The organism is Pseudoalteromonas sp. SG45-3 (genome assembly GCF_014164075.1).
Lineage (GTDB): Bacteria > Pseudomonadota > Gammaproteobacteria > Enterobacterales > Alteromonadaceae > Pseudoalteromonas > Pseudoalteromonas distincta.
The window spans coordinates 1-24,072 of record NZ_JACJEN010000022.1; the positions used below are offsets into that span (position 1 = coordinate 1).

Here is a 24,072-nt window from a genome sequence, read left to right on the forward strand (position 1 = left end):
CCTATTTCATTATTCATAGGTGGGGTTGGTGCTGTTTCAGTGATAAAAGCAGTCTATATAGATAAACGAGAGTTAAAATGTGCGTGTGTAGGCGGTGACAGTAACGTACCACTAGGGTTTATCTCTCTAACAGAAAACTTATTTATGATAGCTGCCGGTATTTGGATGTTTGTTAGGTAAATAACAGCTTTAATTTAAAAATATGATGACGAGCTTATTTATAGCACGAACCAGATTCAGTAGTTGAGTCTGGTTCTGCCTGAACTTAAAATGCCATCAATTTGCTCTGGCTTCTCTAAGGTATCTTGAAGTTACAACGAGACTAAAGTTTTTTATCAATTGCATGATTTAAAAAAGCACTAGCCCTCTAATTTTATTAAATAGATCTAATCTAAATTTGATTCCAGAATTCTTTTGGCAATAAATTTTTAATCATCCTAGTGTTTAAGAATTTATAAATTTAATTAATAAATTTTGTGAAATTTTTCTAGTCCGCTTAGAGCGAAAAGCAGACATTGACCGTTAATCGTTTCAACGACGGCAATTAGCCATACGTTGCATGTTTGCTCCCTTACTGGTTTTACGATATCCAAAACCGACATAACGACCATTAAGCAAATACCAAAGTAAAATAGGTATGTGCTTCAATCATATAGCCAAAGAGGATAAAGCGTTAATAGCACTGCTACAGGCCCTAGAATGCTGAAGACAGCTCTGGTATGGTTTTTATTTTTGTGCCAGTTGTATAAGTTTACCAATAGTTCCAAAGATGCAAAAATAGGTAAAAGCGTATTTACAGCTATTCCTTCGAAGTGAGAGAAGAAGCCTAGTCCTAATGCCGATGCAAGTGACCTTAATGCAGGGAAGCAGGCCGTGCCGCTAGCCAAACGCCACTAGAGCCTACTCTGTCTAATATTTTATTTATCATTTGAAAGTCTATTGGTTGATATTACCATCATTCTAAACTCCGTATATAAGTACGGAGTCAATCATTTTAATGAATCAATTATGGGGCAATGTGTTGGATCTTCGTTTTGCATACAGGTATTTGTCATATCCACAATTACTTTCTCTAAACGTTGAAGGTCATTAATTTTGTCTCGAATGATTGCTAACTTTTGTCGGCTTAATAGCTCAACTTGAGTGCAGTTGCTGTCCATAGACATTAGCGATTTTATTTCTCTTAACGTAAAGCCGAGCGCTTTGGCTTTTGTGATAAACCTAAGTTGTCCTGCTATTGTTTCGTCATATTGTCTATAACCAGATATTGGTTTTTCAGGTTGTGTAATCAGCCCTTCTCGTTCATAAAAACGAATGGTTTCTACATTTAAATTTAATGATTGTGCTAATTTGCCAATGGTTTACATTATTGCCTTTGTGAATACTACTAATCTAAAGTTATATTTAGTTTAGCTATCCAATGATTTGATGATGCCGCACGCTTCAATTGTATTGTCTGAACCACAAGCACTTGCCATCTGTTGTAATTCAGCTTTAAGCGCCCTTAATTCTTTCATACGTTTATTCACTAGTGCAAGTTGCTGATCAATTAATGCATTAACGCTAGAGCAGCTTTCTTCTGGCTTATTTTTTAATTCGATAAGACGTTTAATATCATTGAGTGATATATCTAGGCTGCGACAATGCTTTACGAATTCCAATTGTTTAAGTGCTTTACTATCATACAGCCTGAAATTACCTTCTGAACGGTTTGGATTTAACAGTAATCCTTCTCTTTCATAATATCTAATCGTTTGTATTGAACAGCCCGATTTTTTTGACAATTCGCCTATTTTCATCAATTTCCCCCAGACATTTGACTCTATAGTTACTATAGGATCTATAGTATAGGTATGCAACGAAAGGGATATATAAAAATGACTGAGAAATATTTAAACAATACGAATATCGTTAATTTTGAACACAAAGATATCCAATCCCTGATCGATCAACGAGGGTGGAAAAATTTGGATAATTTCAACAAAATTGGTGCCGCTTATCAGTTTGTAAAAGATGAAATAATGTTTGGCTATAACAAGAGTGATGATATTTCAGCAAGCGATGTGCTAGCAGATGGTTATGGACAATGTAATACTAAGGGTAATCTGTTAATGGCACTATTGCGTGGACTAGGTATCCAGTGTCGTTTCCAAGGTTTTACCATTGATCAGCAACTATAAAAAGGTGCTATCCTAAGCTTGTATTTTGGTTAGCACCTAAATACATCATTCATAGTTGGGTAGAAGTTTACTTTGAAGGGCGTTGGATAAACTTAGAGGGCTTTATATTGGATGAGCAATACTTAAGCTCACTACAGCAGAAATTTAGCCAAGCAAAAGATGAGTTTTGTGGTTATGGTGTTGCAACAAAGTGCTTATCTTCACCCGGTACGGATTGGCGTGGAGAGGATACCTATATTCAAAAAGAAGGTATTCATGACGACTTTGGGCTTTATGATTCACCAGATAAGTTCTATCTCGAAAAAGGTACTAATCTATCAGGTGTAAAACGTTGGTTGTATCAACGAGTGATCCGACATTTGATTAATATGAATGTATCAAAAATAAGAAATAAAAAAGTACTGGAGGTACAAAATGCACAACCATAGTCACAGTCATCAGCATGGTAAAGACGACCGGATTGGTTGGGCATTTTTCCTTAATGTGATATTTACCATTATCGAATTTATAGGTGGTTGGCTCACAAACAGTACGGCGATAATGGCGGATGCCGTTCACGATCTTGGTGATAGTCTTTCAATAGGTTTTGCGTGGATTTTAAGTCGTTTTTCAGATAAAGAAGCATCAGACAAATTCAGCTATGGTTATCGCCGACTTACACTTTTTGGTGCATTGGTAAATAGTATTGTTTTGATTATCGGCTCTATTTGGGTTTTATTTGAAGCAATACCTAAGCTGTCCAATCCTGAAATGCCTGTAGTTGAGGGGATGTTAGGGCTAGCCATACTCGGTGTTGCCGTAAATGGTTATGCGGTATTCAAATTAAAAGCGGGTGAAACACTAAATGAAAAAGTGCTGACATGGCACCTACTTGAAGATGTACTCGGTTGGGTTGCCGTTCTTATAGTCTCTATTGTATTGTTGTTCGTTGAACTGCCGATATTAGATCCTCTATTATCAATAGGGTTTACGCTGTTTATCTTATTTAACGTTTTCAAAAATCTTAAATCAACATTGGTGCTTTTTCTTCAAGCTGCACCCGATAAAGAGACCCAAGAGCGTATTAAGCAGTCATTAATTGAATTTCCTGAAGTAAATGGTATACACCATATGCATTTTTGGTCACTGGATGGTGAAAGTCACGTTTTAACAGCGCACCTTGAGCTGAGTGACAACTTTGACGTTAAAGAATTAATTAAGCTTAAACAAGAGGTTGCAGCTAAATTATCTTCCTATCATTTATCGCATACGACGATAGAGTTTGAGTTTTTAAATGAAAATTGTAGGGATGAAGCAGAGTAAGTTTTATCAATAAAATTTTGGAGCATACAATATAAAAAGCAGCTTAATTAGGCATAACTTAGTAATTAAGCTGCTTTTTTGCTTTTAGATTTCGTCGGATTGCTGTTTGTTACTCTCAGCGCCATGCGCCCATTGATATAAAATAGGCAATACAAACAAAGTTAAAATGGTAGAAGATACAATACCGCCGATAACAACTGTTGCTAGTGGTCGTTGTACTTCTGCACCAATTCCAGTGTTTAACGCCATTGGAATAAAACCTAAACTTGCGACCAGTGCCGTCATTAAAATAGGTCTTAAACGAATGATGGCACCTTCAATGATCGCTACGTATAGGTCGCCTTTTTCATGCCAAAGATCTCGAATAAAAGCCAACATAACCAAGCCATTTAATACTGCGACACCTGACAATGCAATGAAGCCGACACCTGCCGAAATTGATAAGGGCATGTCTCTTAAATAAAGTGAAAATACGCCCCCTGTTAATGCTAAAGGCACGCCACTGAAAATGATTAATGCATCTTTTAATGAACCAAATGCTATAATCAAAATACCTAGGATAACAACCAATGTTATCGGTACAACTAGGCTTAATCGCTTACTTGCTGATTCTAGTTGTTCAAACGTTCCACCATAATCAAGCCAGTATCCTGCTGGAATTTCTCCTTCCTGATTAATTTTAGCTTTAACTTCTTTTACAAAACCGCCTAAATCTCTACCACGAACATTGACGGTAACCACAACTCTTCTTTTTCCGTTCTCTCGGCTAATCTGCGCGGGTAAAGACTCTGATTTAAGCTCTGCAACTTCTTCAATTGGCACATAGTTACCATTCTCAAGTGGAAGCGGCAGATGCTTCAAGCTATCGATATCCGTTCTTATTTGCTCTGGTAGGCGAACAACTAACTCAAACCGTCTGTCACCTTCATAAATGATCCCCGCAGATTCACCGCCAATCGCAGTGGCAACCCAGTCTTGCAATTCGGTAACGTTCAATCCATACCTACCAAGCGCTTCTCGTTTAGGAATTACTGATAAAGATGGAACACCTGTGACCTGTTCTATTCGAGCATCAGCGGCACCATCCACGGTTTTCACAATATTTAGAATATCTTTTGCGGTAAGTAATAACCGATCCAAATCATCACCAAATATTTTGATGCCGACATCAGCTCTAACGCCAGAAATCAATTCATTGAAACGCATTTGAATAGGCTGAGTGAATTCATAGTTGTTGCCTGGAATGTTTTTCAGTACTTTTTCCATTTCTTCAACTAATTCACTTTTTGGTTTTGAAGGTTCGGCCCATTCTTTACGTGGTTTTAAAATAACAAAGATATCAGCAATACTCGGTGGCATTGGGTCGGTTGCTACTTCTGGTGTGCCAATGCGCGAGAATACTTTATCAACTTCAGGAAACGCTTTAATACGTTGCTCAAGTACTTCTTGCATTTCTACTGATTGCTCTAGGCCAGTCGATGGAATTCTTAATGCCTGTAGTGCAATATCACCTTCATTTAATTGAGGAACAAATTCTGTCCCAAGCGTAGTTGCTAACCAAAGGCTATACCCCATTAACAGCGTTGAGAATGAAACAATAATCCAACGAAATTTCATCGCCATTTTTAACAATGGTTCATAAATAGACTTGGTTGAACGAATAACTACACTTTCTTTTTCGCTGATTTTACCTTTCATAAACACAGCTACAGCAGCAGGAACCAGTGTAACTGAAAGGATCATTGCGGAAATTAACGCCATAACGACAGTTGCCGCCATAGGGTGGAACATTTTCCCTTCAACGCCAGTTAGCGTGAAAATGGGGATGTAAACAACAGTGATAATTGCCACACCAAACAAGCTTGGACGTATCACTTCTGAAGTGGCTTCAAAAACGGTATTTAGGCGTTCTCTTAAGTCTTGCCTATGACCGTTGTGTTGGGCCTGTGCTAACCTACGGACAGAGTTTTCAACGATGATTACAGCCCCGTCCACTATCAAGCCAAAGTCCAATGCGCCGAGACTCATTAAATTGGCAGATACTCCTGCTTGCACCATACCTGTGATTGTCATTAACATGGAAATAGGGATAACAGCAGCGGTAATGAGAGCTGCACGTAAATTTCCAAGTAGAATAAATAACACAACAATAACTAAAAGCGCACCTTCAACGAGGTTTTTGGTAACGGTTGCAATCGCTTTATCTACTAACGTTGTTCTGTCGTAAACAGGCTCTGCGGTAATGCCCTTTGGCAGAGATTTTTGTATTTCGCTGAGCTTATGTTCCACTTCTAAAGCAACGGTGCGAGAATTCTCACCAATCAGCATCATGGTTGTACCAAGCACTGTCTCAATGCCATTACGAGTAGCAGCCCCTGTTCTAAGTTCTTTGCCTATAGCAACATTGGCAACATCACTTATTTTTACAGGAATACCATCGTTCTTTTTGATGATGACATTGAGGATTTCATCCATTGTCGCAAGTTGCCCGATGGAGCGCACTAACACTTGTTGTCCGTTTTGCTCAATATAACCCGCGCCACGGTTATCATTATTTTTACGTAATGCATCAGAAACGTCTTCAAAGCTTACCTGATGAAAAAGTAATTTTTCGGGTTTCGGCGTTATATGATACTGCTTGTTATAGCCGCCGATGCTGTTGACCTCAATGACGCCTTTAACTTGAGCCAATTGCGGTTTAATGATCCAGTCTTGTATTTCTCTTAAGGCAATAGCGGTATAAGGCTCTCCATTAGGCATTTTAGCGTCAGGAGAAGCTTGTACGGTATACATAAATATTTCACCAAGCCCTGTGGAAATAGGACCCATCTCTGGCTCTAAGCCAGAGGGAATAACGCCTTTTATCGCAGCTAATCTTGCATTGATTAAGTTGCGTGCGAAATAAATATCGGTTCCCTCTTCAAAGATAACGGTCACCTGGGATAAACCATATCTTGAAAGAGAGCGGGTGTGAGACAGCTTTGGTAGTCCAGCTAATGCGTTTTCTACTGGAAAAGTTACCCTTTGCTCCGCTTCTAAAGGTGAATAACCGGGGGCAGAGGTATTTATTTGTACCTGTACGTTTGTTATATCTGGAACAGCATCAATGGGAAGTTTTTGATAACTCCACATACCAACGCCGATGATTACCATCAGCAAGCTTAATACTAAATAGCGCCTATTTATTGCAAGACGCAAAATTGATTCAATCATATTGCGTCTCCTAATCGTCGTCTTCTACTTCAGATTTCAAGATATCTGCTTTAATCAGATAACTGTTTTTGTTTACATATTCAGCGTCTTTACTGAGGCCATCAATGACCTCGATATAGTTTTTGTCTGAACGACCAAGGACAAGTGGTGCAAACTCGTACTCTTCATTTTCTTTTACAAAGACACCTAATTGTCCACCTAGCTCTTGTATGGCAACTTTCTCGACCGCTAAATCCACCTCAAATTGGTTTATCTTTACGTTGCCTTTTAATAATTGACCTGACGTTAGCTTTAACTCAGTGTTGTTTAATCGTACCCGTGCTAAAACATAAGGCTGATCTTTAGCTGGAATAATATTAGTGATGACTGAACTGAATGCGTGTTCACCTTGCTCAATATCAACATGCTGACCGACTTTGATTTGATTATATTGGCTGGTAAACACCTTAAATTCAGCCCACAAGGTGTCAAATTTGACGATTTCAAACAAGCTAGTGTTTTGCGTGATACCGCCAATATTTCCATTTCGCTGTAAAACAGTCCCAGAAACAGGCGATGTTATTTTATAAGTATTTAAGCTCTCATTAGATTCAATAACGGCTAATAGATCGCCTTTTTTTACCGTATCACCAACAGTGAAGTTTATTGTCTTTATAACGCCGTTATATCTAGCGCTAACTTGAAATAATTGTTCAGCGCCTATCGTCGTAGAGCCGTATACAGGGATAGTTTGGTTCAACGTTTTTGAAGCTAAATAGGCTGTTTCAACACCAACCTTTTTTGCCATGTTATTGTCGATTTTGCTTATGCCTTCTTCGCCTTCATGTTCATCTTCACTAGCGAAAACACTTTGAATGGGTGATAGATACCCAATAAAAATCAATAGTGCGAGTAAATAGTTTTTCATTTTGAATTCCTAAACGATTCAGTTAATCACTGAATCAATAAATTGTTATTAAACTTAAAGTGATGTTTATTTAGAGTGACAGCGCTTCGTTTGTTAGTTTTTCTATCTCTGCGCCATAAATTAGGGCAGCAGATGCCGCGTCAATAAGGGTTCGCCGAGCATTTAACAGCTCTTGTCTAGCCGATACATAATCAAGATATCCATATCGACCTTTTTGATAGGCGTCTTGAGTATCTTCCAGTGCATCTTCAAGCATTGGGATAACCGACTGCTTTAATGAATTAGCTGTTAATATGGCTTGTTTTCTATTGGAGTATGCTCGTAGTAAGTGATTTCTAAATCTTAACTTAGTCGCCTCTTTCTCTATGGCAACTTGGTCACGCTCTGCTAGCGCACTAGCGATTGCGCCAGAATTTCGCTTTTCAGCAAACAAAGGTAAGCTAAAGCCAGCGACCAGTGCCGTATCATTGGCTTCTTGAGAGCGCCTAACACCAACAGACCATTTGATATTGGCCGTTGACTCTGTTTTAGCCAACTGTAACTCGGCCTCTTTTAGTCGCTGCTCACTTGCATAAACTTGAATAGCAGGGTTTTTCTCTAATTTCGCAAAGAGACTACTAAAATCACTATCATTGCCAAACTGAAACAGATCTCCAGTTACTCTAGAGAATGACACTGATGTTTCTCCCCAGTAAGCTGATAAAGAAAGCTTTAGATATTCCAAGCGCTTTTGTTCAGATTGAAGGGTGAGGTTAGCCTGAGCAATAACTGCTTTTGAGCGTTTCACTTCAGCCTCAGGAGTAGCACCTGCGCGGTTACGCTGAGATACAATCTCTAAGGTTTCTTGTGCTAAGCTCAAAGCATTTTCTGCCAATATAACTCTTTGTTGGGCTGCAAGTACTTCCACGTACTTCTCAGTGACTTGAGCCATTAAATTAAGCGCAGAGACTTCTTTTTCAGCAGTGAGTAGTGTTCTTGATTTTGAAACAATTCCAATCCGCGCTGAGCGTTTATCTCCCATTTCGATAACCGAAGATAGAGCGACTGTTAATTCAGCACTGTCGAATGTATTAAATTCACCTGAGCCTGCAAAGTTCTCAGCTTCAAGCTCTAGTTCATAAGCAGGATTTAAACTTGCGATTTGTTCTCGTCCAATTAATGCCGTTTGCTTGAAATCAAATATTTTAAGTTCTGGATTTTGTTTAAGCGTCCACTGAATTGCCTCTTGAAGGTTTAACTGCTTCTCAAAGGCATAAACATTAAATGTAAAAAGTGACAAAGCGAGAAACGCGATATATTTAAGCCGAGGTGTTACACACCTTAAAATTGCTATCTTGCGATGCACACAGGTATTAAGTGCCATGTATACTTTCCTATAAATTTATATGTGATATTTAGGTCATTAACATTTGACCTTTCTTAATTTTCTATAAAATTTAGGCGTATTTAGGTGGGCGGAATGGCACCGAGATATAGCCTTTTAGCTCAGGGGAAACTAAGGCGTAGGTAGGGAAATATTCTATTGCTTGTAAAATATTACAAGAAGAATCTGTATTTAAAAATAACTGACAGCAGCAACAAAAATTACAATTATCAATTAAAGTTTGGCTATTACCCTCCTCAAATAAATTAGAGCTTTCAGGAGCTTTTAGCGGGGTAATAGACTCAGTTAGTGATATATTAAAAGAACTTTCAATTAAGTTTCCTTCAATCTCTTCTTGCGAAAAAAACACAGACTGCACCGCGATTAAAATCATTATCACGTATGATATATATGGTTTAAAATATGACGGGTGCATTCTTTTAACTACTTTCTACTTAAGACTTTAGCTGTAAGATGCGGCGAGCACCGTTTAAAACGACAACAGCAATAATCAAACCAATCACTAAATCTGGATAACGGCTGCTAGTTACTGTAACTAATAAGCCAGCTAAGATTACACCTACGTTTGCGATTACGTCATTTGCGGAAAAAATCCAACTCGCTTTCATATGAGCGCCGTCTTCTTTGTTGCCAAATATTAAAAACAGACAAGCAATGTTAGCGATTAGTGCTATTCCACCAAATATCATCATTAAAGAAGAGATAGGTTCACTACCGTAAATAAAGCGTCTTACGACTTCACTCAAAGCACCTAGCGCTAGAATAATTTGAAGTACACCAGATATATGTGCCGCTCTAAGTTTCATGCTTATGCTTTTACCGACAGCATATATAGCTAAACCATAAACAGCAGCATCAGCAAACATATCTAATGAGTCGGCAATAAGGCCAGCAGATTGCGCAATAATCCCAGCAATTACTTCTATAAAAAACATGACTCCATTAATGGCTAACAACCATTTTAGCGTTGATGCTTCTTTCATCTCATTTTTTTGGGCTAGATCTTTTGCTTTTGCAGCTTCGGTGCTGCAACTTTCTTTAGTTGATGCCAACTCTGCACCGAGATTGAGTTGTTGTAATTTTTTTGTTATCTCATCTAAATTTTCATCATGAAAAACCTTGACTAAACGGCTAGGAATATCAAATTGCAACCCAACTGAAGGCTCAATTGAGTCAAGTGCTAACCTAATCAATCTCTCTTCTGAAGGACAGTCCATTTGAGGTACTTTAAATGTACTGACAAACGCGCCACTATAGTTATCTAATTGTGTATCAATTTTTACATCTTCATTGGTAGAAGATGATTGACACTGACCACTACATTTTTCTGACATATTTAACACTCCGTAATAATATTAAAATAAGTATAAAATCTATAGTGGCTATAGAGTCAAATAAAAAATTATTTAATGTAAAAGCGTGGAAACTGAATTGAAAAGCTAGTTTAAGAAAATAGTTTCTGCTAGTATTTTAAATACTATATTTAACTGGTGATAACTTTGAACCTTAATGTTGTACTAAAAATGCTCTTGGTTATTTCGATTGTTTTACAATCGTTAACTGCTGTAGCATCCTCAACATCTGAGAATCACCAAATAGATATAGAGCACCTTCAAACTCAACATGATCATGCAGATGATCGAAATGTCTCAAATGATAATGTAGGTGATGAGCAGCATAATGAAAAAGATTGTCATCACTGCGGTCATTGCAGTGGCAGCCACTTATCTTGGATTTTAGTCAGTAATTCAAATACCACGGGCAAACTAAACATTATCAATAAAACGCCTTATCAAATTGATCAAACAAATACTTACCTTGAAGCGATACTTCGCCCACCCATTTCTTAATTAGATTGATTTTTAATGACCTATTTGTCCATGAGAAGGATAAAGGGTTCGTGTTTATAAATTAAAAAATTAAGAAGTTTTATGTATATATTTTTAAAAAATACAGGTTTAACCCTGTCTTTATGCATGGCTGTGAGTTTTTCAGTTGCCACTTATGGCAAACAGAAAAGTATTTCATGGCTAGATAGTCAAATAAATAAAGATCCCGAAGTTGTTGCGGCTAAAGAGTTACTTAATGCAAGTAATCATAGAGCCAAAAGCTTAACTCAAGCCGTATATAACCCAGAGCTTGAAGCAAGCTATGAAAAAGAAGGTGATTTTGATAATTACTCTATTGGTATCAGTCAAACGATAGATTTTTGGGATAAGCAATCAACAAATAAAACCATTGGTGAAATTGATGTTTATGCAAACCAGCAACAATTGTTATCTCTACTCGATTCTAAAAAGGCTAATGCCTTAACTGCATTAGTTAATTGGCAAGCAGCAAAAAAAGCTGCTCAGTTACTTTCAGAAAGAGAAGAGCAATTGCAAACGCTCGTTGGAATTGTTGAAGACAAACGAAAAGCTGGACTTCTAGAGCCACTTGACGCTGAGCTAGTCTATTTAAACTTGTCGCAAATTTTTAGTGAAATATCTGAGTCTCAAATTGCTTTGAAAAATGCAGAGGTAAAGGTTCAGGAGTTATTGCCTGATTGGACGCCTAATACTACCAATTTGTTTTCATTTACTTTTGGAGCAACAAGCTACTCATTTAACTCCCAGTGGGTTGAGGAACATCCAAAAGTTAAACTTGCTAGAGCGAAATGGAAGGGACAACAATCTAAAGCTCAACTAACCACTATGGAATCTAAAGCTAATCCAACCATTGGCGTTAGCGCAGGGAAAAGTGGAGATGAAGACTTGGTTGGTGTGACTTTTTCAATGCCTTTAAACATCAGAAATAACTATACAGATAATGTTAAAGCCGCTTATTCAGAAGCCATTGCAGCCGAGGCGAATTTTCAGTCGGTATATCGAAAGCAGTCTTTTGAAGCAAAAGCTAATTATGAATCGCTTAATGTCAGTAGAAAATATTATGAGCAATGGCAAAAACTGACAAAAGGCAGATTAGATAGCAGCGAAAACTTATTAAATAAGCGCTGGCAAGCTGGTGATATTAATACTTCTGACTACTTACTTGCATTAAATCAACGTGCGGAAGGGCTTCATGCAGGAATACGTTTGGAAAATCAATTCAAGCTTGCAGAAATATCCTTCATTTTAAGTATGGGTCAGTTATCCAAATTTGAGATTTGAGCGCTTTGTTTTTTCAGTAGCGAAAAACGAAATCTTAAATTTATTAAAAATATAGGTTACAAAAATGAATACAGTAATTAGTAAAAAATTTTTAGCCGTAGTAATTAGCAGCCTGTTAGTTGGGTTTACTACAAATCATGATGCTTTTGCACAGTCGTCAGATGGAACTGGTTCTGTCACAAACGTTTCGAAACAAGAAGAAAAAGAACATCAAGATGAGCATGAACACGAAAAGGGACATGAAGAAGATAAAGGTGACCATGACGAGCACGGCCATGAAGGTGGTAATAAAGAGGGAGAAGAAGAACATGAAGAAGGTATCACTATTGATCCAAAGAAGATGTCGCTTGCTAAAATTAAAGTGGAAAGTGTTAAGCCTGAATATCAATTTAGCTCCGTATATGCACCTGGCGAAATAAAAGCTAATGGCTATAAAAGTTATGTGGTATCACCACGTACAGAGTCAGTCATTATCAGTCGCCATGCAGCGCTTGGCGAGTATGTAGAAATAGGTCAGAAGTTAGTTACATTATTTAGTGAAGCAATGGCACAAGCACAAGCTGACTATTTAATCGCTTCAACCGAATGGCAACGTGTAAAAAAGCTGGGTAATAAGACGGTGAGTGAAAGTCGATTATTACAAGCTGAAACAACATACAATGCGAGCTATGGCAAGCTCATTGCTTTAGGGTTAACTGAAAAAGCAATAAATGGTATTTCTAACAAAGACATTAAAGCATTTGGGCAATATGCATTAACGGCGCACCGTGAAGGTGTCGTGCTTCAAGACGACTTTATCCAAGGGCAACGTGTTGATGCTGGGGATTCAGTCATGTTGTTAGCTGATGAAAAACAACTATGGGTTGAAGCAAAAGTTTCTCCAAATAAAAAGCTAAATTTATCAATTGATTCTCCTGCGGTACTTAAATTAGAAGGCCAGAGTTACAATGCCAAAGTTATCCAAGAAGCCCATACAATTGATCCCGTAACTCGTACAAGAATTATTAGATTGGGGGTACAGAATGCTGATGATAACCTTCATTCAGGTATGTTTGTAAAAGTTTACTTTCAGTTTGCCACAAAGCAGAAAGTGATGGCTGTGCCAGAAGAAGCATTGATCCGCAGCGCAGATGGTGATTGGACCGTATTTGTCGAAGACCACCCTGGAGAATTTAAAGCTGTAGAAGTAGAACTAGGCCGAGCCTTAGGTGATTTTAGGGAAATCATTGGCCTTGATAGTGGGACGCGAATTGTAACCAAAGGCGCATTTTTTGTTGCTTCTGAAATCGCTAAAGGCGGATTTGATCCGCATAACCACTAAGGAGCAAGACTATGTTTAATAAAATAATAGATTGGTCTGTTAATAATAGACTCCTGATTTTGATTGCGCTGTTTGCCACAATTGTCGGCGCAATTATGGTTATACCAAAACTAAATTTAGATGCCTTTCCTGATGTTACTAATGTTCAAGTTGCTGTAAATACTGAAGCGCCAGGACTAGCTGCTGAAGAAGTTGAACAACTCATTACGTACCCCATTGAAGCGGTCATGTATGCCTTACCTGATGTAGAACAAGTGCGCTCAATTTCTAAAACAGGCTTGTCTGGCGTCACGGTTGTTTTCAAAGAAGGCACCGACATTTACTTTGCAAGACAACTTGTATTTGAGCGTCTTCAAGCCGCAAAAGAACTGATACCAGAAGGTGTCGGCACACCCGAAATGGGGCCAAACACCTCAGGGCTAGGCCAAGTATTTCAGTACCTTCTTATTTCAGATAAAGATGCAGGCTATGATGCTATGGCACTCAGGAGTCTCAATGATTGGGTAGTAAAATTACTCGTTATGCCTGTCGATGGTGTTACTGATGTACTCTCCTTTGGAGGTATTGTTAGGCAGTACCAAGTAAATGTAGATCCATCTAAGCTTCTTTCTTATAACCTAACGCAAGAAGACGTTGTTGGTGCCCTAGATAACAACAATGCCAATGTTGGCGGATGGTATATGAACCGTGGGCAAGAGCAGCTTGTTATTAGAGGTGCAGGTTGGTTTGAAAGTGGTGACGCTGGTATTAGTAATATCAAACAAGTTCCCGTCAAAACAGTTGATGGGACAGTTGTGACGGTTTCGGATATTGCTAAAGTTGAAATGGGCAGTGAAATTCGTCAAGGTGCTGTCACAATGACGCGCAAAACCGAAGACGGTAAAGTCGAAAATTTAGGTGAAGTTGTCTCTGGCATTGTCTTAAAACGCATGGGGTCTAATACTAAAGCCACCATTGATGGTATCAATGCAAGAATCCCATTAATTAATCAAGCATTGCCTAAAGGTGTTCGCTTTGAACCATTTTATGATCAGGCTGATTTGATTGAAAAAGCCGTTGATACAGTAGTTGATGCACTATTACTAGCATTTATTTTCATCTGTATTGTATTAGCACTATTTTTAATGAATATACGTGCAACCTTCCTTGTCCTAATATCTATTCCAATTTCAATTGGTATCGCGTTAATGATCATGGCTTGGTGGGGCATTTCTGCAAACCTTATGTCATTGGGTGGCATTGCCGTAGCCATTGGTATGCTAGTTGATGGTTCAGTCGTGATGGTTGAAAACATGTTTAAGCATTTAAATAGACCAGACTCTACCCATTTAAAAACTGTAAAAGAAAGAGTGCCTAGTGCTGATACTGATCCACATGATGTAGAACAAGATGAGCATGGTATTAAGTTACGTCTTCAAAATGCGGGTAAAGAAGTGGCTCGTCCCGTATTTTTTGCAGCTTCTATTATTTTAGTCGTATTTACGCCTTTATTTAGCTTTGAAGGTGTTGAGGCAAAGTTATTTCAACCTATGGCAATAAGCATCATTTTAGCTGTTATATCTGCTATTGTGGTTGCGTTGTTTGTTGTACCCGCTTTAGCTACTTATTTATTTAAGTCAGGTGTAAAAGAGAGGGAAAGCTTTGTTCTTAGGCCATTAGACAAACTCTACAGAAAAGGGCTTACATTCGCACTAAAACGCACCAAATTAGTCATTTCAGCCGCACTTATATTAGTTTTCTCTGCCTTTGCATTAGTTCCATTAATTGGTACTGAATTTGTACCTGAGTTAGAAGAAGGGACGATAAACTTAAGAGCAACGCTTGCACCTTCTTCCAGTTTAGATACCGCGCTCACTGTGGCACCAATTCTAGAAGAAAAACTAATGGCTTTCCCTGAAGTAACCTATGCATTAAGCCGAATTGGTCGAGCAGAAATAGGTGGAGACCCAGAGCCTGTGAATAACATCGAAATTTACATAGGGTTGAAGCCTGTTTCTGAGTGGACCAGTGCATCTAATCGATATGAACTTCAAGGAAAAATGGAGAGATCTTTAGAAGAATTCCCTGGGTTGCTACTCAACTTTTCTCAACCTATTGCGACTCGTGTCGATGAGCTACTATCTGGTGTTAAGGCTCAGTTGGCGATAAAGTTGTTTGGGCCTGAACTTGAGGTACTGGCGGCTAAAGGTCAAGAAATAGAAACAGCAATTAAAAACATTGAAGGTGCAAGGGATGTTGCATTGGAGCAAATTGCTGGTGAAGCGCAATTGGTGATAAGTCCTAACAGGCAAGAACTATCGCGCTTTGGATTGTCTGTGAGTGACATAATGGAGGTTGTGCGTGATGGTATTGGTGGTGTTGAAGCCGGACAAATAATCAATGGTAATGAACGTTATGATATTTACGTTCGCATAGAGGAAGAGTACCGAAGTAACAAAGAAGCTATTGCTGATATTCGGCTTCAATCACCTACTGGTGCTTGGGTGCGACTGGGTGACGTAGCCTCAGTCTCATTTGAGTCAGGCCCACCACAAGTTAGACGCGATGATGTACAACGAAGAGTCGTTATCCAAGCAAATGTACAAAATCGAGATATGGGAAGCGTGGTTGCCGATATCAGAACGGTAATTGCTGAAAAGGTTGACTTACCTTCAGGTTATTCTGTTTCGATTGGCGGCCAGTTCGAAAGTCAAAAACGTGCTCAAAATAGGTTAGCTATAGTTGTACCTTTATCGTTAGCACTAATCGCACTACTACTTTACTTTGCCTTTGGTTCTGTTGGTCAAGCTATGCTGATATTGGTCAACGTGCCGCTTGCTGTAATTGGCGGAGTTTTCTCCTTATATTTATCTGGACAATACTTGTCTGTACCAAGCTCCGTTGGCTTTATTACCTTATTTGGTGTAGCGGTATTGAATGGGGTCGTTATGGTAGAAAGTATCAACCAACGTATTAAAGACGGTCTAGAAGCATCTAAAGCCGTTTTTGAAGGCGCTACTTCAAGATTAAGACCTGTACTTATGACTGCTATAACATCAGCTTTAGGTTTGATACCGATGTTAATGTCTAATGGTGTTGGTGCAGAAATACAGCGCCCCTTAGCGAGTGTTATTGTTGGCGGCTTGGTAACTGCAACACTGTTAACATTATTTGTTTTACCTGTTTTATATCGCTGGTTTTCAGAGAAAAAAATAAAAGAGCTATCCAGATAAAATGACTGTGAACTCTAACCCCACGCTAAAGTCACGTTTAGCGTGGGGTTATTGAGTAGATGAACGAAAAGAAAGATTAGATTTAACAATAAACTAATAGTCATGACTGCTTTGTCGGAATATTTGTCGTTAAACAGGCCAAAGCTAACTTCCGCTTTCGTATCTTTGCAGTCTTAATCTTTATGTGTCTCAAGGTCGGCTTATGGCACAAACCGGAAATAGCTTCCAATTAACTCCGTATTTAAATTTTAGGTTTTAGCTGGGCTCTAATTAATAAATCATAATCTATTTGCAACACCTCGCTTAAATTCAAACTATTCTGAAGTTAACGCAAATTTTCAATTTAATTGGTGCTGGCCGAATAAAGGCTCATATGAGAATCAAATCGCCAGCTTCTTAAATAGAAACTAAAGATGTGACCGTTAAAAGGTTTATGCTAATTAAAAAATAACTACTCTTAACTATGACTCAGTTTTCTCTTTATAGTCACACAAATCCTCAATTATACAACTTCCACATTTTGGTTTTCTCGCTGTACACGTATAGCGCCCATGTAAAATAAACCAATGATGGAGGTTAAACATAAATTCTTTCTTATTTGGCGTATTTTTAATTATAGCCTGTTCAGTCTGCTCAACAGTCTTACCCTTAGCGTAACCAGTACGGTTTGCAAGACGTTGGATGTGAGTATCTACTGCTAAAAAGTATCTACCTTCATTATCTTTTAGCCAGCCAAAGGCGGTATTGAGTACAACATTAGCGGTTTTACGGCCAACGCCTGGTAGGGCTTCTAGGGCTTCACGATTTTCTGGCACGATGCTGTTATGTTCATCCACCAAAATTTGGCACATTTTGTAAACGTTGGCAGCTTTAGAATTAAATAAGCCGATGGTTTTTATATAATCACGCAGTGTATCGTGACCTAAGTCTAAAATGGCTTGCGGTGTATTAGCAACAGGGAACAACTTTCGAGTGGCTTTATTAACGCCTACATCGGTTGCTTGTGCTGAAAGAGTAACTGCTACTAGTAACTCAAATGGGCTTGAATATTCAAGCTCTGTAACTGGATGTGGATTATCGTCGCGTAGGCGCGACAGTATTTGGTGACGTTTTTCTTTATTCATGCAACTTAAAACGTATTAGTGCTAATTGTAGCTCTAATACGTTTTCCCCTTAAGTTAAGCTAGTAACACGTGCTCGAGGGCCTTTTTCAGCCTCTGGCGGTGCAATTTGCTTTGATTTTATTTGTGCGTCAATTACGTTTTTAGCAGCAATAAGTAGTCCAAGACCTAAAAAGGCACCCGGTGGTAAAATTGCCAGTAAAAATTGGTTATCAAAGTTAAATACTTCTATGCGCATGCTCTGTGCCCATGGGCCAAGTAATAAATCGGCTCCGTCAAACAGCGTACCCTGGCCAATGAGTTCACGCATAGCTCCTAACACTAACAATACAGCCATAAAGCCTAAGCCCATCATTAAGCCGTCAAATGCTGATAAATGAACAGGATTTTTAGAGGCGTATGCTTCGGCGCGGCCAATAATGGCGCAGTTAGTTACAATCAATGGGATAAAAATTCCCAATGATTGATATAAACCAAAGGTATAAGCGTTCATAAGTAATTGAACTATTGTTACAAAGCCCGCGATGATCATTACAAATACAGGTATACGGATATCTTTTGGCACCCAGTTACGCACAATTGATACGGTAACATTTGAGCCTATTAGTACGAGTAAAGTTGCTAAGCCCAAACCTAAGGCATTTGTTACAGTTGAGGTAACGGCAAGCAGTGGACATAAACCTAAAAGCTGTACAAGGGCAGGGTTATTCACCCACACACCTTCTTTGTATAATGTTTTTAACTCACTCATTTAGCTACCTCCATACATTCGGCATTAGGTGCTGCAAAAATATCATCAAAATTAGTTTGTGCGAACAATACGGCATTTTTAACAGAGCCCACAACAGCACGTGGCGTTATGGTCGCGCCTGTAAATTGATCAAACTGGCCGCCATCTTTTTTTACAGCCCAGCGAGCGTCTTCTTCGCCTTCAACCGTTAAGCTTTTAAATGTTGTGATCCAAAGTGATTTTTTAACTTCTACTTTGTCGCCTAAACCAGGGGTTTCTTCGTGTTTAGTCGTACGAACGCCAGCAATAGTGCCATCGCTCAATACAGCTGTTAATAAGTTAATATCGCCACTGTAGCCGTTTGGCGTAACATGCCTAATAACAACAGCGACTGGTTTATTGTTTTTACGAGCACGGTAAATTACTTGGTTTGTGTGTGGGCCTAGTTTTTCGTCAGTAATAATTACGCAATCTTGTGATAATTGATTGTCGTACGATTTTGGGTCGAGCACTTCTTGTAGCTGCGCAGTAAGTTGCAGTTGTTCTTGCTCTGCAATTTTATCGGCAGTAAGCGCGTTGATAGAGGCAACTAAGCCCGTTGTTGCTAACGCAAACGCAGTTAAAATAGCACCATTTTTAGCCATTGACGAAATGATCATTTTACTGCTCCATGGCCATAAGTACGTGGCTGTGTGTAGTAGTCTATTAGCGGCACTGCAATATTAATCAATAATACGCTAAATGCGATGGCATCAGGAAAACCGCCAAAGGTACGAATTAAATAAATTAGTAAGCCAATTAGCGCGCCATAAATTAAGCGCCCTTTGTTAGTTGTTGCTGCAGATACCGGATCGGTTGCTATAAAAAAGGCCCCCATCATAGTGGCACCACTTAATAAGTGAAATAGGGTGCCCGGCTCTGTACCAGGTGATGCGATATAACCAATAGCACTACATACAGCTAAACTTGCGATAAAACTGACAGGAATATGCCAGTTAATTATTTTTGCTTTTAATAAGTATAAACCACCCACTAAAAAGCCTAAGTTAACCCACACCCAACCAAGGCCAGCCCATTCGTTAAATAATGGCTTTTGCATGCTTTCGGTAACGGTTAAACCGTGGGCTATATCTGTTTTAACAGTATCCAGCGGTGTTGCCATTGTTAGGCCATCAACCCCTGCACGTACTTGATCTAGGCTAAACCCAGAGGCCGTAAAATCGGTGAATATTAGCCTTAGCTGATCAGCAAAGCCTATTGGCGTATTTATTAAATCGGTAACAGGCAACCATGCAGTCATTTGTACCGGAAACGAAACTAAAAGCAGTACATAAGCCGCCATTGCTGGATTGAATAAATTAAACCCAAGGCCGCCATAAAGCTGTTTAACTATAACAATAGAAAATAAACAGCCAATCACGATTATCCACCAAGGGGCAAGTGGAGGGATACTTAATGCCAATAACACGGCAGTAAGCCACGCACTGCCATCACTTAATGCAGGCCAAACAGGGCGCTTTCGTATTAGCATTATTGCAGCTTCAAATACGCTCACAGCAAAAAGCGCTAGTACCAGTTGAATAAGCACACCTGTACCAAAAAAGAAAACTTGAGCAATTAGCCCAGGAATACACGCAGCAATAACGCTAAGCATTAATCGCGTTAACGATTTATGGCTGTGATTATGCGGCGAACTGGCCATGGTTAATTTCATGACTGATTATTTCCTTCTTTTTGTAACTTTTTAGCTTTTGCTCTCGCAATTGCAGCAGCCACGGCGGCTTTTTTCTTATCTTCGGCTGATTTAGGTTTATCTGCTTCAGTAGAATTGGATGAGTCATCGGTGTTACTTTCTGCACTCTTAGGTGCTGCGCTCTCAACTTGTAGCTCTTGGGGCTGAGTTTGTTCGGTATCTTCTAGTGCTTTAGCCGCTTTTTTAGCTTTAGCGCGGGCAATAGCCGCCGCTACCGCTGCTTTTTTGTCATCAACAGGGGTATCAGTTTGTGGTTCTTCACTTGTGGTTTGTTCGGCTTCTTCTAATGCTTTAGCCGCTTTTTTAGCTTTAGCACGAGCAATGGCCGCCGCTACCGCTGCTTTTTTATCATCAACTGGGGCACCACTTTGTGGCTCTTCACTCACGGTTTGCTCAGCTTCTTCTAATGCTTTAGCCGCTTTTTTAGCTTTTGCACGAGCTATGGCCGCCGCTACGGCTGCTTTTTTATCATCAACAGGGGCATCAGTTTTTGGCTCTTCAATTGCTGTTTGCTCAGCTTCTTCAAGTGCTTTAGCCGCTTTTTTAGCTTTTGCACGTGCAATAGCTGCCGCTACCGCTGCTTTTTTGTCATCATCAGGGGCATCACTTGGTGACTCTTCACTTACGGGTTGCTCAGCGCCATCTAATGCTTTAGCTGCTTTTTTAGCTTTAGCACGCGCAATGGCTGCAGCTACTGCTGCTTTTTTATCATCAACGGGTGCCGCGCTTTGTGGCTCTTCACTTGTTGTTTGTTCAGCGTTATCTAATGCTTGTGCTGCCTTTTTGGCTTTAGCGCGAGCAATGGCTGCAGCGACTGCTGATTTTTTATCATCAACGGGCGCAGCAGCGGCCGATTCATCTGTTTGCGATTTTTGCTCTTTATATTTACGTGCTTGTTCTTTACGTAGTGCGCGCTCTTTTGCTACTTCGCTGTTATCTGGCTCTAGTTCTTCGCCTTGTTGCTTTTTAGCTTTAGCGCGTGCAATAGCGGCAGCAACAGCAGATTTTTCATCGCCGTTATCTGATTTATTTTTAACACGGGCTAGTGCCTCAGCTACTTTTTGTTTTTCGTCAGCAGACTTAGCAGCAGGTTTGCGTTTATGGCGGTTTTGGCGTTCTTCTTGCTCACGCTCTAAACGTTCTTTTCGGGCATCAAAACGCTCTTTTGCTCTGTCGGCTTTAATTTTGTCAGCTTGTTGTTCTTTAATTTCAACTTTGGCTATACGGTAGTACTGTACAAGAGGGATTTCGCTTGGGCACACGTATGCACAAGCACCACATTCAATACAATCAAATAAATTGTGCTCTTGTAGTTTGTCGTACTCTTTTGATTTAGCAAACCACTGCAATTGTTGTGGCAATAAAGAAGCAGGGCAGGCATCGGCACAGGCGCTACAACGTATACAGGCTTTTTCAGGGCCGGGTTCCGCTAGCTCTTTATGATCAGGCGCTAAAATACAGTTAGTGGTTTTAACTATGCCAATACGTACTGTGGGTAGCGTAAAGCCCATCATTGGGCCGCCCATCACAACACTTTGCTGCGGTACAGGAGAGAAACCTTGGCAATCTAGTAAATGCTTTATTTCAGTACCAAGCAGTGCCCATACATTTCCAGGTTTATGAATAGTGTTACCTGTTACCGTAACTATACGCTCAATTAGCGGTTTGCCTTCATAAACGGCTTGTTGTACGGCAAACAAAGTACCCGTGTTATGCACTAAAATACCAATATCGGCTGGAATACCAATGCTAGGAACTTCACGGTTAGTAAGTAATTTAATTAATTGCTTTTCACCGCCAGATGGATAAATAGTTGGCACCGTTTGAATAATAATTTTTGAGTTATGCTCAGCTGCTTGCTTCATTGCTGCAATAGCTTCAGGCTTGTTATCTTCTATACCCACAATGCACAGTGTTGGGTTTAAAAGTTGCTGCATTATTTCAATGCCTTGGATAACTTCTTTAGCGTGTTCGCGCATTAAAACGTCATCGGCAGTAATATAAGGTTCGCACTCAACAGCATTTACAATCAAAAATTCGATAGGTTGCTTGGTATCTGCTTTTACATAAGTAGGAAAACCAGCACCACCCATACCGCTAATACCGGCTTGGTGAATAATATTTATAAGCTCATCATGGCTAAGCTCAGCAGGATTTTTATTTTTATTTAAAGCTACCCATTCGTCTTTGCCGTCTGGTTCAATAATAACACTTAGTTCAGGCAGGGCCGATGGATGTGCTGATGGCATAGGTGCAATATCAGTAACTACACCAGAGCTTGGCGCATGTACAGGTACCGACCAGTTAGCAGCGGGTTCTGTTAGTGGTTGGCCTTTTAATACGTGTTGGCCTTTTTCTACAAGTAACTTACCATTTGCGCCTATGTGCTGCTTAAGCGCAACAATGAGTTTGTCGGGCAAGGGTAGGCGAGTGATACTCGCACTATTAGAGAGTGATTTTTGTTGTGGTGGGTGTATGCCGCCAGGAAATGCCCACACGGTGCCTTTTTTTATTTGTTCAAGTAACTTGTCCACTCAAACCTCTAATCTATTTGTGTAACAGGAATAGCGTCTAGCTGCCATTTCCAGTTTTGTTTAGTTTCGGCTACAGGTAGCATATCAATGCAATCTACAGGGCAAGGCTCAACACATAAATCACAGCCAGTACATTCATCAATTAACACGGTATGCATTTGACGAGTTGCGCCCAAAATAGCGTCAACTGGGCAGGCTTGAATACATTTGGTACAGCCAATACATTCATCTTCGCGAATATAAGCCACTGTTTTTATAGGTTCTGCTTGCTCGCCACCGGCAAGTGGTTTTTCATCAACCCCCATTAAGCCGGCAAGCTTTTTCATGGTAGATTCGCCGCCTGGTGGGCATTTATTTATTTCATCGCCATTAGCTATGGCTTCGGCGTAAGGGCGGCAGCCCGGGTAGCCACATTGTCCGCATTGAGTTTGCGGTAAAATCGTATCTATTTGCTCAACAATAGGGTTACCTTCAACGCGAAAGCGAATTGCTGCAAACCCTAAAATAAGTCCAAAAATGAGTGCTAGCGAACCAATCGCTATCAAGGCATAAAACAAGGTCATATTAAAACTTCACTAATCCAGTAAAACCCATAAACGCCATCGACATTAAGCCTGCAGTGATCATTGCAATAGAGGCGCCTTTAAAAGGCGTAGGAACGTCAGCAGCTGCTAAACGCTCTCGTAGTGCTGCAAACAATACAAGCACTAAAGAAAAACCAACCGCAGCACCAAAACCATATACCGCAGATTGTAAAAACGAATGATCTTCTTTGATATTTAATAAAGCCACACCTAATACCGCACAGTTAGTGGTGATCAGCGGTAAAAATATGCCTAATAAACGATATAGGGTAGGGCTGGTTTTACGCACAACCATTTCGGTAAATTGCACTACAACGGCAATCACTAAAATAAAGCTCATGGTGCGTAAAAAGGCGATATCCAGAGGGATTAAAATATATTGATTAACTAAATAGCTAGTTACAGAGGCAAGGGTAAGCACAAACGTGGTTGCCAAAGACATACCAATCGCCGTATCAAGCTTACCTGATACGCCCATAAACGGACATAAGCCTAAAAATTGTACTAATACAAAGTTATTAACCAGAACGGTTCCAATCAATAACAAGACATATTCTGTCATGTGTGCCTCACGCTATTAAAGTCCTGCTTATTATCCTTTTTTCTGCCCCGATAAACAACATTTGCGAGTCGTTATCAGTTAAATAAACGCAAGGACAAACATATTGATCACAAGGCTGTA

General features: G+C 39.6%; 20 protein-coding genes and 2 pseudogenes. 7 read left to right on the top strand and 15 right to left on the bottom strand.

All coding sequences use genetic code 11. The features are described from left to right. Positions 1-180, top strand: a pseudogene (locus H5126_RS18265) (glutaredoxin family protein); the annotation flags it as partial. A 464-nt stretch (positions 181-644) separates the two neighbouring features. On the opposite strand, the gene H5126_RS21740 reads toward H5126_RS18265, so the two are convergent. The 3 genes from H5126_RS21740 to cadR form a co-directional block, all read right to left on the bottom strand. Continuing rightward, the gene (locus H5126_RS21740) at positions 645-887 is read right to left on the bottom strand and encodes a MerC family mercury resistance protein (protein WP_327077832.1); all 243 of its coding nucleotides are present in this window, start codon (positions 885-887) and stop codon (positions 645-647) included. Between the two features lie 102 nt (positions 888-989). After that, positions 990-1,358, bottom strand: a complete 369-nt coding sequence (locus H5126_RS18270; RefSeq protein ID WP_028834999.1) for a MerR family transcriptional regulator — start codon at positions 1,356-1,358, stop codon at positions 990-992. A gap of 51 nt (positions 1,359-1,409) precedes the next feature. After that, the gene (cadR, locus tag H5126_RS18275) at positions 1,410-1,799 is read right to left on the bottom strand and encodes a Cd(II)/Pb(II)-responsive transcriptional regulator (protein WP_002962247.1); all 390 of its coding nucleotides are present in this window, start codon (positions 1,797-1,799) and stop codon (positions 1,410-1,412) included. A 78-nt stretch (positions 1,800-1,877) separates the two neighbouring features. Here cadR and H5126_RS18280 point away from each other — a divergent pair. Next, positions 1,878-2,608 (top strand): annotated as a pseudogene (locus H5126_RS18280) (transglutaminase family protein). Next, positions 2,595-3,482, top strand: a complete 888-nt coding sequence (locus tag H5126_RS18285; protein ID WP_002962252.1) for a cation diffusion facilitator family transporter — start codon at positions 2,595-2,597, stop codon at positions 3,480-3,482. The pseudogene H5126_RS18280 and the gene H5126_RS18285 overlap by 14 nt, the downstream one beginning before the upstream one ends. A gap of 84 nt (positions 3,483-3,566) precedes the next feature. On the opposite strand, the gene H5126_RS18290 is transcribed toward H5126_RS18285, so the two are convergent. From H5126_RS18290 to H5126_RS18310, 5 genes are all read right to left on the bottom strand, one after another. After that, entirely contained in the window at positions 3,567-6,695 is a 3,129-nt protein-coding gene (locus tag H5126_RS18290) for an efflux RND transporter permease subunit (protein WP_002962253.1), read from the bottom strand. A 10-nt stretch (positions 6,696-6,705) separates the two neighbouring features. Further along, the gene (locus H5126_RS18295; RefSeq protein ID WP_002962254.1) at positions 6,706-7,602 is read right to left on the bottom strand and encodes an efflux RND transporter periplasmic adaptor subunit; all 897 of its coding nucleotides are present in this window, start codon (positions 7,600-7,602) and stop codon (positions 6,706-6,708) included. Between the two features lie 70 nt (positions 7,603-7,672). Continuing rightward, the gene (locus H5126_RS18300) at positions 7,673-8,965 is read right to left on the bottom strand and encodes a TolC family protein (RefSeq protein ID WP_002962255.1); all 1,293 of its coding nucleotides are present in this window, start codon (positions 8,963-8,965) and stop codon (positions 7,673-7,675) included. Between the two features lie 73 nt (positions 8,966-9,038). Then, positions 9,039-9,335, bottom strand: coding sequence for a hypothetical protein (locus tag H5126_RS18305; protein ID WP_232007049.1), 297 nt, complete (start codon positions 9,333-9,335; stop codon positions 9,039-9,041). An 85-nt stretch (positions 9,336-9,420) separates the two neighbouring features. After that, positions 9,421-10,320: a cation transporter gene (locus H5126_RS18310; RefSeq protein WP_002962256.1), complete on the bottom strand. Its 900-nt coding sequence runs from the start codon at positions 10,318-10,320 to the stop codon at positions 9,421-9,423. A 156-nt stretch (positions 10,321-10,476) separates the two neighbouring features. Between H5126_RS18310 and H5126_RS18315 the strand changes: the two genes are divergently transcribed. The 4 genes from H5126_RS18315 (at position 10,477) to H5126_RS18330 (ending at position 16,668) form a co-directional block, all read left to right on the top strand. Further along, the gene (locus tag H5126_RS18315; RefSeq protein ID WP_227006932.1) at positions 10,477-10,836 is read left to right on the top strand and encodes a hypothetical protein; all 360 of its coding nucleotides are present in this window, start codon (positions 10,477-10,479) and stop codon (positions 10,834-10,836) included. A gap of 81 nt (positions 10,837-10,917) precedes the next feature. Beyond that, the gene (locus tag H5126_RS18320; RefSeq protein ID WP_010388430.1) at positions 10,918-12,135 is read left to right on the top strand and encodes a TolC family protein; all 1,218 of its coding nucleotides are present in this window, start codon (positions 10,918-10,920) and stop codon (positions 12,133-12,135) included. A gap of 64 nt (positions 12,136-12,199) precedes the next feature. Next, positions 12,200-13,456 carry an efflux RND transporter periplasmic adaptor subunit gene (locus tag H5126_RS18325; RefSeq protein WP_010388432.1) on the top strand — a complete coding sequence of 419 codons (1,257 nt, stop codon included), beginning with the start codon at positions 12,200-12,202 and terminating at the stop codon, positions 13,454-13,456. Positions 13,457-13,467: 11 nt separating this feature from the next. After that, positions 13,468-16,668, top strand: coding sequence for an efflux RND transporter permease subunit (locus H5126_RS18330; RefSeq protein WP_004588883.1), 3,201 nt, complete (start codon positions 13,468-13,470; stop codon positions 16,666-16,668). 461 nt (positions 16,669-17,129) lie between these two features. Here the strand turns inward: H5126_RS18330 and nth are convergent, their stop codons facing one another. From nth to rsxA, 7 genes are read right to left on the bottom strand one after another with little or no spacing between them, the layout of a single operon-like run. Beyond that, entirely contained in the window at positions 17,130-17,792 is a 663-nt protein-coding gene (nth, locus tag H5126_RS18335) for an endonuclease III (RefSeq protein WP_182721259.1), read from the bottom strand. A 49-nt stretch (positions 17,793-17,841) separates the two neighbouring features. Then, positions 17,842-18,540: an electron transport complex subunit E gene (locus H5126_RS18340; protein ID WP_182721258.1), complete on the bottom strand. Its 699-nt coding sequence runs from the start codon at positions 18,538-18,540 to the stop codon at positions 17,842-17,844. Then, entirely contained in the window at positions 18,537-19,178 is a 642-nt protein-coding gene (rsxG, locus tag H5126_RS18345) for an electron transport complex subunit RsxG (RefSeq protein WP_182721257.1), read from the bottom strand. The genes H5126_RS18340 and rsxG overlap by 4 nt, the downstream gene beginning before the upstream one ends. Next, positions 19,175-20,233 carry an electron transport complex subunit RsxD gene (gene rsxD / locus H5126_RS18350; RefSeq protein WP_182721256.1) on the bottom strand — a complete coding sequence of 353 codons (1,059 nt, stop codon included), beginning with the start codon at positions 20,231-20,233 and terminating at the stop codon, positions 19,175-19,177. The genes rsxG and rsxD overlap by 4 nt, the downstream gene beginning before the upstream one ends. Then, a complete protein-coding gene (gene rsxC, locus H5126_RS18355; RefSeq protein ID WP_182721255.1) occupies positions 20,230-22,806 on the bottom strand; it encodes an electron transport complex subunit RsxC in 2,577 nt (858 codons plus the stop codon). The genes rsxD and rsxC overlap by 4 nt, the downstream gene beginning before the upstream one ends. 8 nt (positions 22,807-22,814) lie before the next feature. Further along, on the bottom strand, positions 22,815-23,369 hold the full coding sequence (gene rsxB, locus H5126_RS18360) for an electron transport complex subunit RsxB (RefSeq protein WP_007585357.1): 555 nt from the start codon (positions 23,367-23,369) through the stop codon (positions 22,815-22,817). A 1-nt stretch (position 23,370) separates the two neighbouring features. Next, entirely contained in the window at positions 23,371-23,952 is a 582-nt protein-coding gene (gene rsxA, locus H5126_RS18365) for an electron transport complex subunit RsxA (RefSeq protein ID WP_008172491.1), read from the bottom strand. Between the last annotated feature and the right edge of the window lie 120 nt (positions 23,953-24,072).

Bases quoted from the DNA above. Each gene is read 5' to 3' on its own strand.
- cadR (WP_002962247.1), bottom strand. From the start codon at position 1,799: ATGAAAATAGGCGAATTGTCAAAAAAATCGGGCTGTTCAATACAAACG.
- H5126_RS18285 (WP_002962252.1), top strand. From the start codon at position 2,595: ATGCACAACCATAGTCACAGTCATCAGCATGGTAAAGACGACCGGATT.
- H5126_RS18290 (WP_002962253.1), bottom strand. From the start codon at position 6,695: ATGATTGAATCAATTTTGCGTCTTGCAATAAATAGGCGCTATTTAGTA.
- H5126_RS18295 (WP_002962254.1), bottom strand. From the start codon at position 7,602: ATGAAAAACTATTTACTCGCACTATTGATTTTTATTGGGTATCTATCA.
- H5126_RS18300 (WP_002962255.1), bottom strand. From the start codon at position 8,965: ATGGCACTTAATACCTGTGTGCATCGCAAGATAGCAATTTTAAGGTGT.
- H5126_RS18310 (WP_002962256.1), bottom strand. From the start codon at position 10,320: ATGTCAGAAAAATGTAGTGGTCAGTGTCAATCATCTTCTACCAATGAA.
- H5126_RS18320 (WP_010388430.1), top strand. From the start codon at position 10,918: ATGTATATATTTTTAAAAAATACAGGTTTAACCCTGTCTTTATGCATG.
- H5126_RS18325 (WP_010388432.1), top strand. From the start codon at position 12,200: ATGAATACAGTAATTAGTAAAAAATTTTTAGCCGTAGTAATTAGCAGC.
- H5126_RS18330 (WP_004588883.1), top strand. From the start codon at position 13,468: ATGTTTAATAAAATAATAGATTGGTCTGTTAATAATAGACTCCTGATT.
- nth (WP_182721259.1), bottom strand. From the start codon at position 17,792: ATGAATAAAGAAAAACGTCACCAAATACTGTCGCGCCTACGCGACGAT.
- H5126_RS18340 (WP_182721258.1), bottom strand. From the start codon at position 18,540: ATGAGTGAGTTAAAAACATTATACAAAGAAGGTGTGTGGGTGAATAAC.
- rsxG (WP_182721257.1), bottom strand. From the start codon at position 19,178: ATGATCATTTCGTCAATGGCTAAAAATGGTGCTATTTTAACTGCGTTT.
- rsxD (WP_182721256.1), bottom strand. From the start codon at position 20,233: ATGAAATTAACCATGGCCAGTTCGCCGCATAATCACAGCCATAAATCG.
- rsxB (WP_007585357.1), bottom strand. From the start codon at position 23,369: ATGACCTTGTTTTATGCCTTGATAGCGATTGGTTCGCTAGCACTCATT.
- rsxA (WP_008172491.1), bottom strand. From the start codon at position 23,952: ATGACAGAATATGTCTTGTTATTGATTGGAACCGTTCTGGTTAATAAC.